Genomic DNA, 18784 nt, shown 5'->3' with positions numbered 1-18784 from the left:
TAGTCTGGCCATTATGACTAATTCTTTGCACAGTGATGCTCAGTCTCTGGACACACAGTCTTCGGCATCGAATCTCGATGAGATGCGCAAGGTTGTCGCCAGCCTGCCCAAGGTACTGCTTCACGATCACCTTGATGGCGGCCTGCGCCCGCAGACCGTTATCGACCTGGCCGCGGACTGCGGTTACACCGATCAGCTGCCCACCACCGACGTGGATGAACTGGAGAAGTGGTTCATTGACACCGGCAACTCTGGCTCGTTGCCGAGCTACCTGACTGCCTTCGCGCACACCTGCGCCGTCATGCAGACCGCTGAGTCGCTGACGCGCGTGGCGCGTGAGGCCGTCGAGGATTTGGCTGCCGACAACGTTGTCTACGCTGAGCTGCGCCTCGCTCCGGAAAACCATCTGGAAAAGGGCCTGGATATGCAGGCTGTTATCGACGCTCTGGTCGAAGGCCTGGCGCAGGGTGAAGCCCATGCCGCCGCTGAGGGAAAGCACATCACCGCACGTCTGTTGGTCTGTGCGATGCGCCAGAATAACAATTCCAAGGAAGTCGCACAGCTGGTCATCGACAACTACGGGAAGAACTCCGACGGGTACGTTGTCGGTTTTGACATCGCTGGACCGGAAAACGGCTTCCCGCCGGCTAACCACGCCGAAGCATTCACTATGCTGCGGGAGAACCTCATTCCGGTCACCATTCACGCAGGTGAAGACGCCGGTGTGGATTCGTTGCAGGACGCTGTCGTGCAAGGTGCTCGCCGCCTGGGGCACGGTGTGCGCATCTACGAGGACTTCGGTGCTTCCCTCGAGGGCATCGAATGTCAGGAGGTTGCCTCCGCTATTCGTGACCGCCAGATTCCGCTGGAAATCTGCCCGACCTCCAACGTTCAGACGGGTGTCTGTGACAGCGTTGCGGATCACCCGTTCTCGCTTCTCGACGATATGAGTTTCGCCTGCACCGTCAACACGGATAACCGTCTGATTGGTGCGACTTCCATGACCAGGGAGTGCATGGAGCTGGTGGAGAACTTCGGCTACGGCTACAGCGAGCTGTTCGAACTGACCTCGAATGCGCTAAACAATGCATTCGTGGATCTGCCGACCCGCGAACACATCATGGACACCATTATTTACCCCGCTTACCTGCAGCTTATCGACAACAGCGACGAGGACATCGAAACTGATGTCAACGGTGCGGGTTTCGGTGCCGAAGACGAGCTGAACCTGACGCTGGACTAGCCAGCGCCGGCCAGCTTTGCTGGGTGGGAGCTAGATCTTGGTCGTAAACCGAGCGGCCAAGTCCTTCTCCAGCTGCCTCCAGCCCTTGGCCTCATCGTCGTAAGGCGGAACTGGCTCGGACAGCTCTCCGGTGTCCAGCAGGAAGTTCAGCAGCCACTGCAGCTGCTGATTGCCCGCCAGTACCTCGTTCACGGCATCATCACCAGCCCAGTCAGCGGCATCTGCGAGTAGCTCGTACGCGCGGGCGAGCTGGGCGGTGTCCACGGCGTTCGGGCCCTTTTCAATATCCTCGGCCAGACCGGTAAACGAGTACTCATTGTCCTCGTGCACCACGGCCTCTAGCTCACCTGCGTTGGCTGCAGTGATGATTTCATCCCACGTCGTCAGCGCCGACATGTCGTGATGCTTGTTCTCCAGCAGCCAACGTACCATCGTGCGTGGCTGCGAGAACGTGTGAATCTCACCGGCGCTGCCCAGGAATAGCGGGCGACGCCCCATGTAACAACGCAAGGTGTAGAGCGTGCGGCCAGCGATGGAGATCTTGATCGGGTCGATGCCAGCGTTGGCCCACACCGTCTGATCGTACGGATCGCCGGCGGTCTCCTCTGCGGCCTTCTTTTCCTCTTCGCGCTTCTTCTCCGCTGCTTCACGACGCTCACGCTCCGCGGCCTCTGCTTCCTTTAGTGCGACTGCAGCAGTGGTTTCAGACTCTTCATCGATGTTCGGAGTATTTGCGCCGATGGCGTCGATAGCGTCAATGCAATTGTCCCAGTTGGTCAAGATGACACTGCCGATAGCTGACCACTGAGCGGCGCCACCGCCCTGGAAGTGATCAGCACCATTTTGTGTGGCAGCCAGGACAGAGTGAGAGGCGAACATCTGGTTGATCGGATTGAGATCCGCGATCGCACCAATCGAGCGAGTGATGGCAAGAATGCGGTCTGCGCGCGAAACATGGTCGTAGTCGGCCCGGCCAGCCAAAATTTCTGGCAGCCCAATCAGGTCATAGCGGTGGCGTGGCGCCGCGATGGCCGCTCCCGGTAGCTGCTGGTTGAAGTTGCGCCAGCTGGGGTGCTGCGTGAAGTCGTGAGGAGCATCCGACTGAAGGAAAGCCAGGAGCTTTGCCGCTGATGAGAACAAATAGATGTCATCGCCGCGGCCGAGCAGAGCCTGCCACTCGGAGCCACCTTCACGCCAGCTTGGAGCCCACAACGTGTAAAAGGTGCCCGAGGTCAGCTCGAGTTCGATAGGAACGATGCCTTTCCTGGCCATAGTTTTCGTCGCAGCCCTTCTGCTTGTCGGTGATTGTTAAAACTCAAAAATTGTCATACCTGCAGCGCCCCCACGGGTGGCAAGTTTGCGTAGTCCTATCTTAGAAGTTTTACGACGCAGATACCCACCGCACTATCCGGTCGGGCGGTAGAACCCCTTAAACGGCATGCCGATGTTGGTTGTACGCACGGGGTTTACCTGTACCGGATCGCCCGCTTCGACCATCTTTCCGTCGCCGATAACCATGGCGACATGGCCGTCCCACACTGCAAGATCGCCAGGCAGCAGTTCATCCTGGCTCACCTGTCGGCCGACGGCCTGTGCTTCTGCCGTGCGGGGAATATCAACACCAGCTTGCCCGTAGGCCCAGTGCGTCAAGCCTGAACAATCGAGCGCCTGCCCCGGAGTATTTCCGCCCCAACCATAGGGCGTTCCCACGGCACTGAGTGCAGCTTTCACCGCAGCTTGGGCTTCTGGTGTCGGCGCGCCAGCCCCCGCATCCGCAGGCACCGGCGCGCCGCCCGAATCGGACGACGCCCACGAACCATCTGCAGCGTCGGTAGCGCTGGCCAATCCTGGGGTGTTCGTAGACGTAGAAGCGAAGGCGGCTTGAGTGGTTGCTGGGGCCTCCAACTGCGTCGGACGGGGTGGGGCAGGGGTGTCCACCGCGGTGCTTGCCTGCTGTATCAGCGACTGCACCAGAGGCCGCAGTTCTTGTTCTAGTTTCATGAGCCGCGCAATGGCCTGTGAGATCGAGGAACTGGCCGCTGAGACTAGGCTGGCACCGGTTGCGGCGAGACCTGCGGGCCCCGCAGCCGTCGCAGTCAGCGAGCCCATGGCGGAAGTAACAAAATCCATGGCAATCCGGGCCAAATCAGTGGCCGCTGACATTACTGCGGCTAGGCCCTTGGCAATGTCACTGTCAATGGTTCCGGCGCGAGCTTCCAAGTCGGCTGCCGCATTTGCAGCCTGTTTGAGGCTTGTTCCCGCGGCTCCTGCCCCGGAACGAGCACCATCGCCCCAGTTGCGGTCAACGGAATCTGCCACAGAGCGCCAGGCAGTACTCGCGGCGGGGATTGCGGCCCCAGCAAGTCCTGCCAGTGCGGGCGCGATGGCAGGACTTAGCTGTTGTGCAATCGCGCTGGGGACTTCCGTAAGTAGATTGGTGGGAAGCATCACGCACCGCCAATCCCGCGAGCTGCAACGGCTCCCATTTTCGGTGAAATGGACTGCAACGCATGTGCGCCTGCATCTTCAGCAGTGGACACCGCAGAGACAAGAGCGTTCAGTGCACGAGCAGCGCTGGTGCCGTACTCATTCAGCTCAGCCACATGCTCATGTTGGCGCTGTAGAGCAGTGGCTGCAGCGTGACAGAAGGGGCCGGCAAACGGGACGTCGCCAAGCGAGTGCAGTGCGCTGATGTCCAAGGCAGTGCCGCTGTCCTGCTGCGACAATGCGTCAAGGCGCGCGGCATTGGCAGAAATAAGCTCTGGCACCAGCGTAAAGACTGAGTCATTCCCGCTAGTGGCCGGAGAGAGAAATGATTGGCTGTGGGGACTGTGCGGTGATGGACGGGACAAGATTTACGGCCTCTCTAGGAAATTCGCGTGTGGTTAAACACTCAGTGCTGTGGCAGAACGGCTAGCGAGGTTCGGACGGCGACTGAGTGGCAAGTGGATTTGGTAGTAAGCGGGCTTACACAAATGGGGCGCAGTAAAAAGCCCTCGTATTGTTAGGCGCGAAAAAGGCCGATTCGGTTCCATCTTTTTTGCGGAACGCGTTTTCAGAAACTTGCGATGCCGGCACCAGAGCGGCAAAAGCAAAGCAATGTATTTTGGAAGGCATGGAGATTACCGTTGTCAACCATCCCTTGGCACAGTCACGTTTGACCATTCTGCGCGACGCGCGCACTGATAACGCGGGCTTCCGTGCGGCACTCGCCGATCTGGGCGCAATGCTGATTTACGAGGCAAGCCGGGAGCTGCCCGTCGATAACTTCGATGTTCAGACCCCAATCACCACCGCGCCGGGTTACCGTCTGCAGGATCCGCCGATTATTGTTCCCGTCATTCGTGCGGGGCTTGGCATGATTGATCCGTCGCTGTCGATGATTCCGGATGCGCAGGTGGGATTTATTGGCTTGGCTCGTAATGAGGAAACCCATGAGCCGGTGCCGTACCTCGAGGCGCTGCCGGAGGATTTGTCCGGGCGCACTGTCTTCCTGGTCGACCCAATGCTGGCAACCGGTGGTTCACTGCTGCATGCCCTGAAGCTGTTGGCAGATCGCGGAGCGGACAACATCACGGCCGTGTGCATCATTTCCGCACAGCAGGGTGTCGACGCCTTGAAGGAATCCGGTTTCCCGGTGCGTCTTGTCACCACTGTGGTGGACCCGGATCTTAACGAGGATGCCTACATCGTGCCGGGGCTGGGAGATGCGGGCGACCGCCTCTACGGTCCCCGCAACATTGATCTTTAAGTTGATTTCTTAGGCAGTGCCCCAGGCTTCTGCAGCGTACTTTTTGACGACCTCGTTGTCCTTGGTCACAAGAACTCCGTCGGGGGACATCTGGTACTTGTACGAGCCGTTTTGTGCAACAACGCGGTCGCCCTCATCGACGATGATGTCCATCGATCCGGAACCCTGTGGTGTATCGGAGCGGTAGTACTTCTCGCCGGAGCGTGTCTCACAAGCAGCAGCCTTAATTCCCTGTTCAGCGGCGACAACAGCAAAAGCTCGGTCGCCGCTGTCGCAGCGTGCGGAGCTGCCCACGAAGCCCAGGCCGTCCAGGTCGGAGCGCCCAGTGCCGAAGTCCTGTCCCTCCGGAGCTGATGTCGGCTCGGAGCTCGTCGTCGTGGATGACGAAGACGTGGTGCTCGGCGTCGACGACGAGGAAGATGTCGAAGTGCTCGGCGTGCTTGACGACGTCTCGGAGGTCTTCGACGTAGTTGTCGTCGTGGTGGTCGTCTTGCTCGTAGAAGTCGAACTCGTCGAGGACGGCGGTGTCGAACTGGGCGACGTCGGCTGCGAGGAGGAGGGGACCTCCGGACGCTGGGGCTCATCACTATTGTTCAGCGACAGGCCGATGGCGATGCCGATGACGACCACGAGTGCTGTGGCCACGATGATGATGGGGATGCTGAGAGACTTAGGTGTGCCATTGCCGGACATGCCTATTATCATCGCAGACTTCCTCAAAATGTGAAACATCTGATAATTGAAGAGGTCAAAGTTAAAGAAGTGACTCCTGGTCATGTGTACGTCTGGCGCTGACATTCAAGCGCTTGCCGGCCACTGCTATCGCTGGCCCAGTCGTCGGTAGGCCTCTTGTTACGGCCTGTCGATGGAGCGCTTACACTGGAGAGTTGTGATTGAGGAGTTTATTAAGCACTGGTGGGCCGAGCATGCGAACGAGGTTCTCGAGTGGCGGCGGCATCTTCATGCGCACCCAGAGCTATCTCACATGGAGCACGCCACCACGGCTTTTGTGGAGGAGAAGCTGCGTGCTGCAGGGCTGAAACCAGTGCTGTTTCCCAACACCGGCTTGATGGTTGACATTGGTGAAGCCGAACTCGCCGGTAGTGACGCCGGAGGTGAACTCCCAGGGCGTCTCGCTTTCCGTGGTGACATAGACGCGCTTCCAATTACTGAGACCACGGGGCTGGAGTTTGCCAGCACCAACGATGGCGTCATGCATGCCTGCGGGCATGATTTTCACACCGCGATTACGCTCGCGACGGCATTGGCCATGGCTGAGTACCACGAGAAGCACACGTTGCCTACTCCGCTGCGTTTCATTTTCCAACCGGCAGAGGAAGTCATGGTTGGCGGTGCGCCCGAAGTTATCGCTGCCGGTGCGCTCAATGGTGTTGAACGTATTTTTGCTGTCCACTGTGAGCCGAAGTTACGTGTCGGTCACGTTGGCGTTCGAACAGGTGCCATCACCTCTGCAGCCGACACCCTGGAGATTCAGGTGCATGGTCCGGGCGGGCATACCTCTCGTCCGCAGATGACGGCCGATGTTGTCTATGCGCTGGGTAAATTGATTGTAGATTTGCCGGGCTTGCTGTCGCGACGCGTCGATCCTCGTACGGGCACCGTGCTGACGTTCGGCTCCGTTCACTCCGGGTACGCGCACAACGCGATTCCGTCGGAAGGCAGCGTCAGTGGCACCCTGCGCACCGCGGACATCAAGACCTGGCGCGACATCGATCCACTTGTGCGCGAACTGATTGAACAGGTCCTCGCTCCGACCGGCGCCGATTGCACCATCAACTACGAGCGTGGCGTGCCGCCTGTGCTTAACGACGAATACTGCACCGCCCTGATTGCGGAAGCGGTGCGACGAGTGGACGAGAATGCTGTCATTCAGGCCCCACAGTCGTCCGGCGGCGAGGACTTCGGTTGGTATCTCGAGCACGTCCCGGGTGCGATGGCTCGTCTGGGCTGCTGGTCCGGTCGTGGAGACAAGCACGATTTGCACCGAGATGATCTAATCGTGGACGAGCGTTGCCTGGGCGTTGGTGTGAAACTCTTCGCTGGCATCGTCGCACGCTATGAGGATGGCGCGCAGCCAACCATGACTGTCCGTTAGAATATTGGGGCAAAGCGGGGAAAATGCCTCCCGCGGTAGTTACATTGTGATATCCACGGCAACTTTGGAGGATTTGTGGCACAGAGGATCGTAATCATTGGCGGCGGCCCAGCCGGCTACGAAGCAGCGCTGGTTGGCGCCAAGTACGGTGCTGAAGTCACTGTGGTTGAGGATGCCGGTATGGGCGGTTCTTCCGTCCTGTGGGATTGCGTTCCCTCTAAGGCCTTCATCGCGGCGACGGGCGTTCGTACCGATATGCGCCGTGCGGACGAGATGGGTCTTCGCCCGGACTTCTCCCAGCGTAAAATCGACTTCACTGCGGTCAACGAGCGCGTTAAGCGCCTGGCGCAGCAGCAGTCTGACGATGTTCGCGCACAGATGGAGCGCGAGGGCATCAAGATGCTGCAGGGCCGCGGTCGTCTCGATGACCACGACCCGGGCCGTGTAACTCACTACGTCACCGTCGACTTGCTCGAGGGCGGCGAGGTCACTCTTGAAGCCGACCTGGTGCTGGTCTGCACCGGTGCGTCCCCACGTATTCTGCCGGGTGCGATTCCTGATGGTGACCGTATTTTGACCTGGCGTCAGGTTTACGAACTGGAGGAGCTGCCGGAGCACCTCATTGTGGTCGGTTCTGGTGTTACCGGCGCTGAGTTCGTATCCTCTTTCACCGAGTTGGGTGTGAAGGTCACCATGGTCGCTTCGCGTGACCGTATCCTGCCGCACGAGGATGCTGACGCTGCAGATGCCCTGGAGGAGGTCCTGCTGGAGCGCGGTGTGGACGTTGTGAAGAACGCCCGCTGTGATCTTGTCGAACGCACTGAGGACGGCGGCGTTCGCGTCGTCACTTCCGACGGCCGTGAGGTCTTCGGCTCCCACGCGTTGATGACCGTTGGATCGATTCCGAACACTGCGGATATGGGGCTGGACGCAAGTGGTGTGAAAATGACCCCGTCTGGCCACATTCACGTTGACCGTGTTTCCCGCACCAACGTGCCGGGCATCTACGCTGCCGGTGACTGCACCGACTTGTTCCCGCTGGCTTCCGTTGCAGCTATGCAGGGTCGTATTGCGATGTACCACGCCCTCGGTGAAGGTGTTTCGCCAATTCGCCTGCGCACCGTTTCCTCGGCAGTGTTCACCCGCCCGGAGATTGCGACTGTTGGTGTCTCCCAGGCTCAGATTGAGTCCGGTGAGGTCTCCGCTCGTGTTGAGGTTTTCCCGCTGGCAGGTAACCCGCGTGCGAAGATGCGCTCGCTGCGCCACGGCTTCGTCAAGCTGTTCTGCCGTAAGAATTCCGGCATGATTATCGGTGGTGTGGTGGTCGCTCCGACCGCCTCGGAGCTGATTCTGCCAATTGCTGTGTGTGTTTCCAACCAGCTCACCGTCGATGACCTGGCAAGCTCCTTCTCTGTCTACCCGTCGCTGTCTGGCTCGATTACTGAGGCTGCTCGTCAGCTGATGGCACACGACGATTTGGATTAATGCTGGTATCGCGACTGGCAGCATGACCGGCCGCACTCGTAATTAAAACAAGCCGAGCCCCGAAAGTGGGGCTCGGCTTTTTGGTTGTGCAATAAGAACGTACCGATGCGCTTATGCTGTGCTTACTTGCTGGAGAGCTCAGCGTACTTAGCGGTGACTTCCTCCACAGACGGATTCGTGGCGTGCTCGCCATCGGAGTACAGCACAGTCGGCACAACGCGGTTGCCGTCATTGACGGACTCAACCCACTTCGAAAGGTCGTCGTGCTTTTCGACGTCCCAAGCCTCAAACGGAGTGCCGTTTTCCTTCAGGCCAGCAATGAGGTTCTGGCAGAAAGGGCACCAGGCCGCAGCGTAAATGGTCACGTGTTCGGTGGTCTGTGGAGTCTTCACATCAGTCATACTTAGTCCAACGCGCGGACCAAGGCCGATATTCCATTGCGCAATACGTCCGCCGGGCAGTAGCCCCACCTCAGAGCCTTGCTAGGCAGCCTTCCCAGATGCTCTTCGGAGGCTTTCCTTCCGAGGCTTTTAAAGGAAGCTAATCCTCTATGCGCCGCCATGTGCAGAAGCGGTAGCGTAGGCCGGTCGTTGACGTCTGCCACGGGCCATCCTCAATGCGGACCCAGTCGTAGAGGTCGGGAGCCATGACCGGTACCGGGACATTGACATCAGTATCAATGTCGGTGACCACGCATTCGTCGGCAAGCGAAAGTGCATCGCGATAGACACGTCCGCCCCCGATAATCCATGCTGCGGGCTCGTCGGCGACGGCTGCGAGTGCCGCTTCGAGACTGGCTGCGGATTCACCGCCGGGGAAATCGGACACGGAGCGTGAAAGGACGATGTTTCGACGACCCGGGAGTGGACGGAACTTGGGATTCAGCGAGTCCCACGTGCGGCGCCCCATGATGACTGGTGCGCCCATCGTCGTTGTTTTGAAATGCTGGAGATCTTCAGGCAGATGCCAGGGCATAGTCGCGCCGTCGCCGATAATGCCGGCCCGAGACTGCGCCCAAATCATCCCTACAAACGGGGGCCTTGCACTGGTGGAAGCGGTGGACTCGTTCATGTCGACACTCACCTTTCGCTGACTTAGACAGCCACCTGACCGCGAATCAGAGGATGCGGGTCGTAGCCGATGACCTCGATGTCCTCGTAAGCGTAGTCGAAAATGCTGTCGGCCTTCCGAAGCTTCAGCGTGGGATAGGGGCGTGGCTCACGGGAGACCTGCAGTTCGCACTGTTCAATGTGGTTGTCATAGATGTGGCAATCACCACCGGTCCAGATGAACTCACCAACATCCAAGCCCGCCTGCTGCGCCATCATGTGCGTCAACAGTGCATAGGAAGCGATGTTAAATGGCACGCCCAGGAACATGTCCGCGCTGCGCTGGTAGAGCTGGCAGCTGAGCTTGCCATCTGCGACGTAGAACTGGAACAGCAGATGGCATGGCGGCAGCGCCATATTGGAAATCTCGGAGACATTCCAGGCGCTGACGATGTTACGGCGGCTATCCGGGTTGGACTTCAAAGTCTCCAGCGCCTGTGCAATCTGGTCGATGTGGTGCCCATCCGGAGTGGGCCAGGAGCGCCACTGCACGCCATAGACCGGGCCGAGGTCGCCGTTGTCGTCTGCCCACTCATCCCAAATAGTCACTCCGCGGTCCTGGAGCCACCGGACGTTTGAATCGCCGCGGAGGAACCACAGCAGCTCGTACACGATGGACTTCAGGTGCACCTTTTTAGTGGTGATCAGCGGGAAGCCCTCGCTCAGATCAAAGCGCAGTTGGCGGCCGAACACTGAGCGAGTGCCCGTGCCAGTGCGGTCTGATTTCGCTGCTCCGTCAGCGAGAATTTCGCGCAGCAAATCCTCGTACGGAGTCTTAATGCCCTGATGAGGCTGTGTCGTGATGTCAGTGGAGTCGGTCATAGCCGCCCTAACTTACCTACTTCTGCTCTTGATTCTTGAATTCCTTCACCGCTGCCAGAATCTCCTCCGACAGGTCCGGTCGGCAGAACAGCATATCCGGCAGGAAAGTATCGACATTATTGTAGGTCGGCGCGGAGCCGTCTAGGCGGCTGACATGCAAACCGGCGGACTTAGCGACACCAACCGGCGCTGCCGAGTCCCACTCGTACTGACCACCGTCGTGGATGTAGGCGTCGTAGTCACCGAGCAGCACGTGCATTGCCTTCGCGCCAGCGGAGCCCATCTCCACCAGCTCCATGCCCAGCTTGTCAGCGACGTACTTCGCCACAGCCGGTGGGCGAGTACGCGATACGACAATCTTGCCCGCACGCGGCCCCTGCACAGCCTTGGCCTCACCCGTGTGGAAAACCTGGCCGTGATCCGGCAGACCAACAGCAGCGTGGGTCGGCTGACCGTCCTCTACCAGAGCGACATGAACTGCCCAGTCCTGACGGCCCGAAGCAAACTCTCGAGTGCCATCGAGTGGGTCAATGATCCACACACGCTTTGAGTCCAGGCGCTCACGGTTATCCGCGGCTTCCTCCGACAGCAGTCCGTCGTCCGGACGGTGCTGCTCCAGTACGCGGGCAATCCACTCCTGTGCCAGTGCGTCGCCGGCATCTCCCAGAATGCGGCCACGCAGCAGGCCTACGTTGCGGACACCCTTGAGAATTTCACTGGCGCCCACGGCAAGTCGATAGGCAAGAACATCATCTTCAATGTAGGCAGACATGACTTAGATACTATTCACTTTTTCCCAACCCCGCTTTACGACGAGATGCCGCGACTTATTCTCACCGCAGCCAGGTGGCCTCATTGGCTTAGCTCCAGACCTTGCGCAGGTGTTAGTTGAGCCTTGCTAGCTCCAGTTGCCGACTACGCATCCTGACTAGACTTAAGTGGCATGAAGACCTTGCTGAATATCATTTGGCTTTTGTTCGGTGGCCTGTGGCCAATGTCAAGATGATCCCGGTGACCTGCTTCCCATTTGGCAAGGAGATTGTTAAGGGCTATCGCGCTGACGGTTACGCGGTGAAGATTTAGGGGGATACAAATAACAAAAGTCCGCCCGCAGCGAGAAGCCGAGGGCGGGCTGTTAGCTATTTAGGCCAGCTGTCTAAGAGCCGCTAGCGCTTATCTCGGTACCACGTCAGCAGCGCATCGGTGGAAGTATCGCCAGAATCCGGTGCTACTTCACCAGTGACCGCAGGCAGCAGGTCACCGGCCTGCTGCTTGCCCAGCTCCACGCCCCACTGGTCGAAGGAGTTCAGGCCCCAGACAATGCCCTCGACGAAAGTGATGTGCTCGTAGAGTGCAATCAGCGCACCGACAGCGTCCGGGGTCAGTTCCTCGGCCATGATGGTCGTGGTCGGACGGTTACCCGGCATGACCTTGTGCTCTACGAGTTCCTCGGCAACGCCCTCTGCGCGAATTTCTTCTGCGGTCTTACCGAAGGCCAGCACCTTGGTCTGTGCGAAGAAGTTACTCATCAGTAGGTCGTGCATGGAACCTTCGCCAGATGCCGTCGGCAGATCCTGGCGTGGGCGGGCAAAGCCGATGAAGTCAGCCGGAACCAGGCGAGTTCCCTGGTGAAGGAGCTGGAAGAAAGCGTGCTGGCCGTTCGTTCCCGGCTCACCCCAGAAGATTTCTCCGGTGTTGTAGTCCACCCTCTTGCCGTCGGTACGCACGGACTTACCGTTCGATTCCATGGTGAGCTGCTGAAGGTACGCCGGGAAGCGAGAGAGATCCTCGGAGTAGGGCAGCACGGCATGCGACTGAGCGTCGAGGAAGTTCGAGTACCAAACATTCAGCATGCCCATCAGCACCGGCACGTTCTGCTCCAGCGGAGCGTTGAGGAAGTGCTCATCCATTGCGCGGAAGCCCTGCAGGAAGCGCATGAAGTCCATCGGACCAACGACGGCCATGATGGACAGGCCGATGGCGGAGTCGACGGAGTAGCGGCCGCCGACCCAGTCCCAGAAGCCAAACATGTTCTCAGTGTCGATGCCGAATTCGGCGACCTTTTCGGCATTCGTGGAAACGGCAACGAAGTGCTTGGCGACGGCTTCTTCGCTACCCAGCTGCTGGATAAGCCAGCGGCGAGCTGCGTGAGCGTTGGAGAGCGTCTCCTGCGTGGTGAAGGTCTTGGAAGCGACGATAAACAGCGTGGACTCCGGATCGACCTCATCCAGAACTGCCTGCAGATCAGACGGGTCAACGTTAGAGACAAAGCGGGCATCAATGCCGGCAGTGGCGTAGGTGCGCAGCGCCTTGGTCACCATTGCCGGGCCCAAGTCGGAGCCACCGATGCCGATGTTGACCACAGTCTTAATAGTGTGACCCGTGTATCCCAGCCAGTCTCCACTGCGGAGGCTGCGAGCGAAATCGCGCATGCGGCCGAGCACCTCATGCACGTCGGCAGCGACATCCTGGTCACCGACGGTCAGATTTTCCTCTGCTGGCAGGCGCAGCGCGGTGTGCAGCACGGAGCGGTTTTCAGTGGTGTTGATCTTGTCACCGCGGAACATCTTCTCGCGTGCTTCTTCGATGCCAGCTGCACGAGCGAGCTCAACCAGCTCGGCAAAACCGTCGAGGCACATCAAGTTCTTGGAAAGGTCAACGTGGAGAGTGCCCGCATCGAAAGTCAGCTTCTCAGTGCGGCCATCTTCATTGGCGAAAAGCTCACGCAGCGAGGTGGCGCGAACATTGTCCACGCGCTTAGCTAGCTGAGCCCACTGTTCGGTTGCGGTGATATCTACAGTCATTCCTGCTCCCAGGTAATTTTTGACGAAATGCACTTTATACCTCCCCAGACTAGTTACGTTTTGGCGCTCTCGCCGGGCGGCAGGATTCGACCAGGCGTGACCGCAATCTGCCAGCAACTCGATTCCGCGGTGCCTATGCTTCGCCTATGCACCGACCATCCGTCGACTATCCGCCATCTACGAGCCCCTAGCCCGCTTCAGCAAAGGCACCTACCCTGGAAAATATGACTGATTTCACCCCTGATTACGACAACATCCTCAAAGACGTCCCCACAGGCCTTCTCCTCGGCGGCGAGTTCCGTCCCGCGTCGAATGGCGAGACCTTCGATGTCATTAATCCCGCCACCGATAAACCGCTGGTCAAGGTCGCATCTGCCACCGAAGAGGACGCTCAGCGGGCGCTTGACAACGCCGTCGCAGCCCAGAAGGAGTGGAAGGTAACCTCGCCCCGCAAGCGCAGCGAGATTCTGTACCGCGCTTTTGAACTCATCCGTCGGGATGCAGACAAGTTGGCCCAGCTGCAGTCCCTGGAGATGGGCCGTGCGTTGCCGGATTCCAAGGCTGAGGTCGGCTACGGTGGCGAGTTTTTTCGTTGGTTCGCTGAGGAGGCCGTGCGTATCTCCGGCGATTACCGAATTTCTCCGAGCGGGACCTCGCGCGTCGCGGTGATTAAGCAGCCGGTCGGCCCGGTTTTGGCTATTACGCCGTGGAATTTCCCACTGGCTATGGGTACTCGCAAGATCGCCCCGGCACTCGCCGCCGGCTGCCCGGTCATTATTAAGCCCGCGTCCAAAACTCCTCTGACCATGCTCTACCTGGGCAAACTGCTTACCGAGGCCGGCGTCCCCGCAGGCGTGATCTCCGTGCTGCCAACAGGACACTCAGCCAACGTTTCGGCCCTCCTTTCCGATGACCGCCTGCGCAAGTTCACTTTCACCGGTTCCACCGAAGTTGGCCAGATGCTCGCCGCGAAGGCCGCGGAAACCTCGATGAAGGTCTCCCTTGAACTCGGCGGAAATGCACCGTTTGTCATTCTCTCTGATGGCGATGTCGATAAGGCTGTGCAGGCAGTCAGTGACGCCAAGCTCCGCAATGGCGGCCAGGTGTGTATCGCCCCGAATCGCTTTATTGTTCATGAATCCAAGAAGGATGCGTTCGTCGAGGGCGTCGTCAAGCGTTTTGCGGAGCTGAAGTTGGGCGAGGGCACCGACCCTGCGACGGACCTTGGGCCACTCGCGCTGCGCGATCAACAGGAAAAGGTTCGTGATCTGGTTGACGATGCGGTCAAGCGCGGTGCGAAGGTCGAGTGCGGCGGCAAGATTCCAGATCTCGGCGGCGCGCTTTCCGACGGCTACTTTTTCGAGCCCACAGTTCTGACCGATGTGCCCGAGGATGCGGATATTGTCCGCGAAGAGATTTTCGGTCCGGTGGTTGCGGTGACGACCTTCACGGACGATGACCGGGCGATTGAGCAGGCAAATGACACCATCTTTGGTTTGGCTGCATATGTGTTCAGTGAGAATCTGACCAAGGCGCTCGGTGCGGCAGAGGCAGTGGAGTCCGGCATGGTTGCGGTCAATAAGGGCTCGCTGTCGGACCCGTCGGCGCCGTTCGGTGGTGTCAAGCAGTCCGGCCTTGGACGTGAGGGCGGCTTCACCGGTATCGATGAGTTCCTAGAGGAAAAGCTGATTTCCCTGGAAGGCTAGCCGGACAGGTAGTTGGCGAGGGTTAGCCCAGGCGACCGCGTCCCATGCGCAGCAGAGCCGATGCGATCGCTGGGCCCTCTGGGCCAAGGGCGTCACGGAACTCGTTGATGATCTGCACCTCTCGGCCGTGCACGAGACGCGTGCCGCCAGATCCCAGGCGGGTTTTGCCGACGGCCTTACTGATTGCGGTGCGGCGTTGAATGGCATCGATAATCAGCCCGTCAAGGCGGTTGATTTCCTTGCGGTACTGTTCGATCTCCGCGGAGCTCAACGGGTCATCGGTGCCGGTGGGGGTGCGGACTTCAAAAGGGGATACTGCCGCAGCCTGTTGGCTGTGCTCAGCGCCGTTGGTGTTGTCGGTGTGTGCGGCGGGAGTGTCCGCAGGGTTTTCGCTCATAGTTCTTATTGTGCCAAAGGATTCGAACAGTCCAATCCGGGGGCTCGGCTACTGTAGTAGCCATCATGGGAAATGAAACTGGAATGTTGTTCGGGTCCTTCAATGCTGACGATGGCCGTCGTGGTGATAGCCATGGTGGTTCGAACCACGGTGAGTCGGGCGGTGCTACGCCTGGCCGTGGTGGGTTCGGCCACTTCGCCGGCGCTGGTAGCAATAGCGCGCCGAGTGGCGCTGCCAGCTTTGGCGGCGGTTTTGGCGGTGGCTTCGAGCCCAGTTTTGATTCAGAGTCGCTGTTAGAGGGGCTTAATCCGCAGCAGCGCCAAGCAGTGGAGCACATTGGCTCACCACTGTTGATTGTGGCTGGAGCGGGTTCGGGAAAGACGTCTGTGCTGACGCGCCGGATTGCATACCTGATTGGCGCGCGTGGGGTCCTGCCAAGTCAAATTTTGGCTATTACTTTTACCAATAAGGCCGCAGCCGAGATGCGCGAGCGTGTGGCTGGTCTGGTTGGTGACCAGGCGCAGCGTATGTGGGTGTCCACGTTCCACTCCATGTGTGTGCGCATCCTGCGCATGCAGCATGCGCTAGTACCGGGGCTTAATTCCAATTTCTCTATTTATGATTCGGACGACTCCCGGCGTTTGCTGTCCATGATTGCTAAGGACATGGACCTGGATGCCAAGAAGTTCACCGGCCGCGTGCTCTCGTCGCGTATCTCCAATCTCAAGAATGAATTGATTGACCCGGAGAAGGCCATCGCGGATGCCTCGACGACGCGCAATCCTTTTGATGACGTCGTTGCACGAGTTTACCTGGAGTACCAGACCAGGCTGCGGGCGGCTAATGCCGTGGACTTTGACGATCTAATCGGTGAGGTCGTTCGGATCTTCACCAATCACCCGCAGGTTGCAGAGTATTACCGTCGCCGCTTCCGGCATGTGTTGGTGGATGAGTACCAGGACACCAACCATGCGCAGTATGTTTTGGTCTCGACGCTCGTCGGCAAACCCGGTGGAGATGTGCCTCCGAGTGAGCTGTGTGTGGTGGGCGATTCGGACCAGTCCATTTATGCCTTCCGTGGTGCGACTATTCGAAATATTGAAGAGTTTGAAAAGGACTATCCCGAGGCCACGTCGATTCTGCTGGAGCAAAACTATCGCTCGACGCAGACGATTCTGTCGGCGGCCAATGCGTTGATTGCGCGGAATGAGAATCGCCGGGAGAAGAAGCTGTGGACCGATCTCGGTGAGGGCGGCAAGATCAAGGGCTACGTGGCGGACAATGAGCACGATGAAGCTCGGTTTATCGCTAACGAGATTGAGCAATTGGTCGACTACGGGCCGTACTCGTATTCGGATGTGGCGATTTTCTACCGCACCAATAATTCCTCCCGTGCGCTAGAGGATGTCTTCATTCGTATGGGCGTGCCGTACACGGTGGTTGGTGGCACCAGGTTTTATGAGCGTAAGGAAGTACGCGATATTGTCGCCTACCTGCGCGTTATCGAGAACTTCGACGATGATGTTTCGCTGCGTCGCATTATCAATACGCCGCGCCGCGGAATCGGTGACCGTGCGGTGGCGCATGTGTCTCTCTATGCCGAGGACGAGAGATGCTCGTTCGGCACGGCGCTACGTGCCGTAGCGGAGGGCAAGGTTCCGGCGGTGGCGGCGCGGAGTCGAAACGCGATGGCGGCGTTCGTCGAGATGATTGATGGCTTGGCGGCGGATATGGCATCCGGTGAGCTGGCCGATATCGGTGATCTGGTCAACGCGATTATTGATCGCAGTGGGTACAAGTCGGAGCTCGAGCGCTCCAATGATCCGCAAGATGCCACGCGACTGGACAACCTCAATGAGCTCGTCAGCGTTGCGCGGGAGTTCTCTGCAGAGGCGCGGATGATGGCGTCGGTGGATATTAGCGCTGATGTAAATGAAGGCTCTGGCGCTGCAACTGATGCTGAAAGCGGTGCTGATACTAGTGGCGAGTCCGAGGTGGAATCTGGAATCGCGAATGACCTCGCGCGTGATTTCACGGCCGACTTCGACAACGATGGGGAAGCGGAGCCGGGAAGTCTGCAGGCATTCCTCGAGCGAGTTTCTCTGGTCGCGGATGCGGACCAGATTCCGGATGATGACACCGGTGTAGTGACGTTGATGACGCTACATACGGCCAAGGGCCTGGAGTTTCCGGTGGTATTTCTCATTGGTTGGGAAGACGGACTGTTCCCGCACCTGCGCGCCCTAGGCGATCCGAAGGAGCTGGCCGAAGAGCGACGTCTGGCCTATGTGGGTATTACCCGAGCTCGCAAGCAGCTGTATCTCACGCGCGCTGTGACTCGGTCCTCGTGGGGTTCGCCGCAGAATAATCCGCCCTCACGTTTTCTGGGGGAAGTCCCAAGCGACCTGATTGATTGGCTGCGCGAGGCTCCGGCTCGAAGCTGGGGCTCCGGTTCTGGTGGTTTCGGCTCTGGAGGCTACGGCGCAGGCAGCGCGTTTGGTCGTGGCCATGGTGCCTCGTCGGGCTTCGGTTCCAGCTCGGGCTTCGGCTCTGGTGGATCCTCTAACTCTGGTGCGTCATCCCGAAAGAAGAATCAGGTCTTGCACCTAGAGCCCGGTGACAAGGTTGTTCACGACAAGTACGGCTTAGGCACTGTGCTTGAGGTCCAAGGGGCCGCGCCCCGGGCAACTGCGATGATTGACTTTGGATCCGCAGGTAAGGTCCGCATGATGCTTATCGGCGGCGTGCCCATGGAGAAGTTGTAAAAGAACAACCACCGCCCGATTGGCCGTCCCTACCTGCGGCCGTGCACGTGCCACTATCGCGTGGAGGCTACTTAGGCTTCTTCGCCGTCACCCAGCAGTTGATGGTGGCATCTTGCACTTCGGTGCCGTTGGCATCGGTCAGCACGATGTGGACGGGAAAATCTACCCCGCCAGTCTCCGGTGTGATGGTGGAGAAGTCCGGCAACTCAGCCTTGGCCACAGCCGTCAGGCCACCAACGGAGATGCGCTTGTAGTTCGTCGTCATGCCCTTTGGAACCCAGCGATGCGTTGTCGGTACGCTGGCCTCACAGAGCATGCCCATCGCGAATTCAGCGAGGTTACACGCAGCAATCGCATGCACGGACTTAATGTGATTACGCACGCCCCACCAAGCGGGCATGCGCGCTACCGCCAGTCCAGGCTGCATCGTCTCTAGCTTGGGGCAGATTGTGCGGAAATATGGCGCCGTCAATGCGGCGGTTAAGGAAAATAGACGCTTGCCGACGACCGGAGTCGCAGCCAACTTCTTCCACATGCGGAATGTTTGAGTCTCTGCCATGTGTCAAGGGTAAAGCCCCAGTGCCGG

General features: G+C 59.1%; 17 protein-coding genes. 6 read left to right on the top strand and 11 right to left on the bottom strand.

The genetic code is table 11. The features are described 5' to 3' along the window. The first annotated feature begins 13 nt into the window (after nt 1-13). Nucleotides 14-1243 carry an adenosine deaminase gene (locus I6J19_RS00670; RefSeq protein ID WP_038627790.1) on the top strand — a complete coding sequence of 410 codons (1230 nt, stop codon included), beginning with the start codon at nt 14-16 and terminating at the stop codon, nt 1241-1243. A gap of 30 nt (nt 1244-1273) precedes the next feature. Here the strand turns inward: I6J19_RS00670 and I6J19_RS00665 are convergent, their stop codons facing one another. The 3 genes from I6J19_RS00665 to I6J19_RS00655 all read right to left on the bottom strand — a co-directional run bounded on the left by I6J19_RS00665 (nt 1274) and on the right by I6J19_RS00655 (nt 4011). Continuing rightward, the gene (locus tag I6J19_RS00665) at nt 1274-2515 is read right to left on the bottom strand and encodes a hypothetical protein (RefSeq protein WP_038627792.1); all 1242 of its coding nucleotides are present in this window, start codon (nt 2513-2515) and stop codon (nt 1274-1276) included. Between the two features lie 132 nt (nt 2516-2647). Next, nucleotides 2648-3691, bottom strand: a complete 1044-nt coding sequence (locus I6J19_RS00660) for a C40 family peptidase (protein ID WP_038629398.1) — start codon at nt 3689-3691, stop codon at nt 2648-2650. Beyond that, nucleotides 3691-4011, bottom strand: a complete 321-nt coding sequence (locus tag I6J19_RS00655) for a hypothetical protein (protein ID WP_038627794.1) — start codon at nt 4009-4011, stop codon at nt 3691-3693. Before I6J19_RS00655 ends, I6J19_RS00660 begins: the two co-directional genes overlap by 1 nt. 347 nt (nt 4012-4358) lie before the next feature. Here I6J19_RS00655 and upp point away from each other — a divergent pair, with 347 nt between their 5' ends. Continuing rightward, entirely contained in the window at nt 4359-4994 is a 636-nt protein-coding gene (upp, locus tag I6J19_RS00650) for a uracil phosphoribosyltransferase (RefSeq protein WP_049171962.1), read from the top strand. 9 nt (nt 4995-5003) lie between these two features. Here upp and I6J19_RS00645 read toward each other — a convergent pair whose 3' ends face one another. Next, nucleotides 5004-5687, bottom strand: coding sequence for a hypothetical protein (locus I6J19_RS00645; protein WP_141737476.1), 684 nt, complete (start codon nt 5685-5687; stop codon nt 5004-5006). A gap of 172 nt (nt 5688-5859) precedes the next feature. Between I6J19_RS00645 and I6J19_RS00640 the strand changes: the two genes are divergently transcribed. Then, entirely contained in the window at nt 5860-7110 is a 1251-nt protein-coding gene (locus I6J19_RS00640) for a M20 family metallopeptidase (RefSeq protein WP_187402553.1), read from the top strand. A 75-nt stretch (nt 7111-7185) separates the two neighbouring features. Continuing rightward, nucleotides 7186-8595, top strand: a complete 1410-nt coding sequence (locus I6J19_RS00635; protein WP_038627803.1) for an NAD(P)H-quinone dehydrogenase — start codon at nt 7186-7188, stop codon at nt 8593-8595. A gap of 122 nt (nt 8596-8717) precedes the next feature. Here I6J19_RS00635 and I6J19_RS00630 read toward each other — a convergent pair whose 3' ends face one another. The 5 genes from I6J19_RS00630 to pgi form a co-directional block, all read right to left on the bottom strand. Continuing rightward, nucleotides 8718-8996, bottom strand: coding sequence for a mycoredoxin (locus I6J19_RS00630; RefSeq protein WP_038627805.1), 279 nt, complete (start codon nt 8994-8996; stop codon nt 8718-8720). A 139-nt stretch (nt 8997-9135) separates the two neighbouring features. Further along, nucleotides 9136-9666 carry a dihydrofolate reductase gene (locus I6J19_RS00625; RefSeq protein ID WP_038627807.1) on the bottom strand — a complete coding sequence of 177 codons (531 nt, stop codon included), beginning with the start codon at nt 9664-9666 and terminating at the stop codon, nt 9136-9138. A gap of 23 nt (nt 9667-9689) precedes the next feature. After that, nucleotides 9690-10526 carry a thymidylate synthase gene (locus I6J19_RS00620; protein WP_049182304.1) on the bottom strand — a complete coding sequence of 279 codons (837 nt, stop codon included), beginning with the start codon at nt 10524-10526 and terminating at the stop codon, nt 9690-9692. A gap of 16 nt (nt 10527-10542) precedes the next feature. Then, the gene (locus I6J19_RS00615) at nt 10543-11298 is read right to left on the bottom strand and encodes a 3'(2'),5'-bisphosphate nucleotidase CysQ (RefSeq protein ID WP_038627816.1); all 756 of its coding nucleotides are present in this window, start codon (nt 11296-11298) and stop codon (nt 10543-10545) included. 394 nt (nt 11299-11692) lie between these two features. Next, entirely contained in the window at nt 11693-13330 is a 1638-nt protein-coding gene (gene pgi, locus I6J19_RS00610) for a glucose-6-phosphate isomerase (protein WP_038627818.1), read from the bottom strand. A gap of 224 nt (nt 13331-13554) precedes the next feature. On the opposite strand from pgi, the gene I6J19_RS00605 reads away from it, so the two are divergent. After that, nucleotides 13555-15036, top strand: coding sequence for an NAD-dependent succinate-semialdehyde dehydrogenase (locus tag I6J19_RS00605; protein ID WP_038627820.1), 1482 nt, complete (start codon nt 13555-13557; stop codon nt 15034-15036). Nucleotides 15037-15058: 22 nt separating this feature from the next. Here the strand turns inward: I6J19_RS00605 and I6J19_RS00600 are convergent, their stop codons facing one another. Continuing rightward, nucleotides 15059-15433, bottom strand: coding sequence for a chorismate mutase (locus tag I6J19_RS00600; protein WP_038627823.1), 375 nt, complete (start codon nt 15431-15433; stop codon nt 15059-15061). Between the two features lie 65 nt (nt 15434-15498). Between I6J19_RS00600 and I6J19_RS00595 the strand changes: the two genes are divergently transcribed. Further along, entirely contained in the window at nt 15499-18198 is a 2700-nt protein-coding gene (locus I6J19_RS00595) for a UvrD-helicase domain-containing protein (protein ID WP_038627825.1), read from the top strand. Between the two features lie 67 nt (nt 18199-18265). On the opposite strand, the gene I6J19_RS00590 is transcribed toward I6J19_RS00595, so the two are convergent. Then, on the bottom strand, nt 18266-18757 hold the full coding sequence (locus I6J19_RS00590) for a hotdog fold domain-containing protein (protein WP_038627827.1): 492 nt from the start codon (nt 18755-18757) through the stop codon (nt 18266-18268). Between the last annotated feature and the right edge of the window lie 27 nt (nt 18758-18784).

Source organism: Corynebacterium amycolatum, assembly GCF_016889425.1.
Lineage (GTDB): Bacteria > Actinomycetota > Actinomycetes > Mycobacteriales > Mycobacteriaceae > Corynebacterium > Corynebacterium amycolatum.
This window is presented reverse-complemented; position numbering and strand designations above follow the sequence as displayed.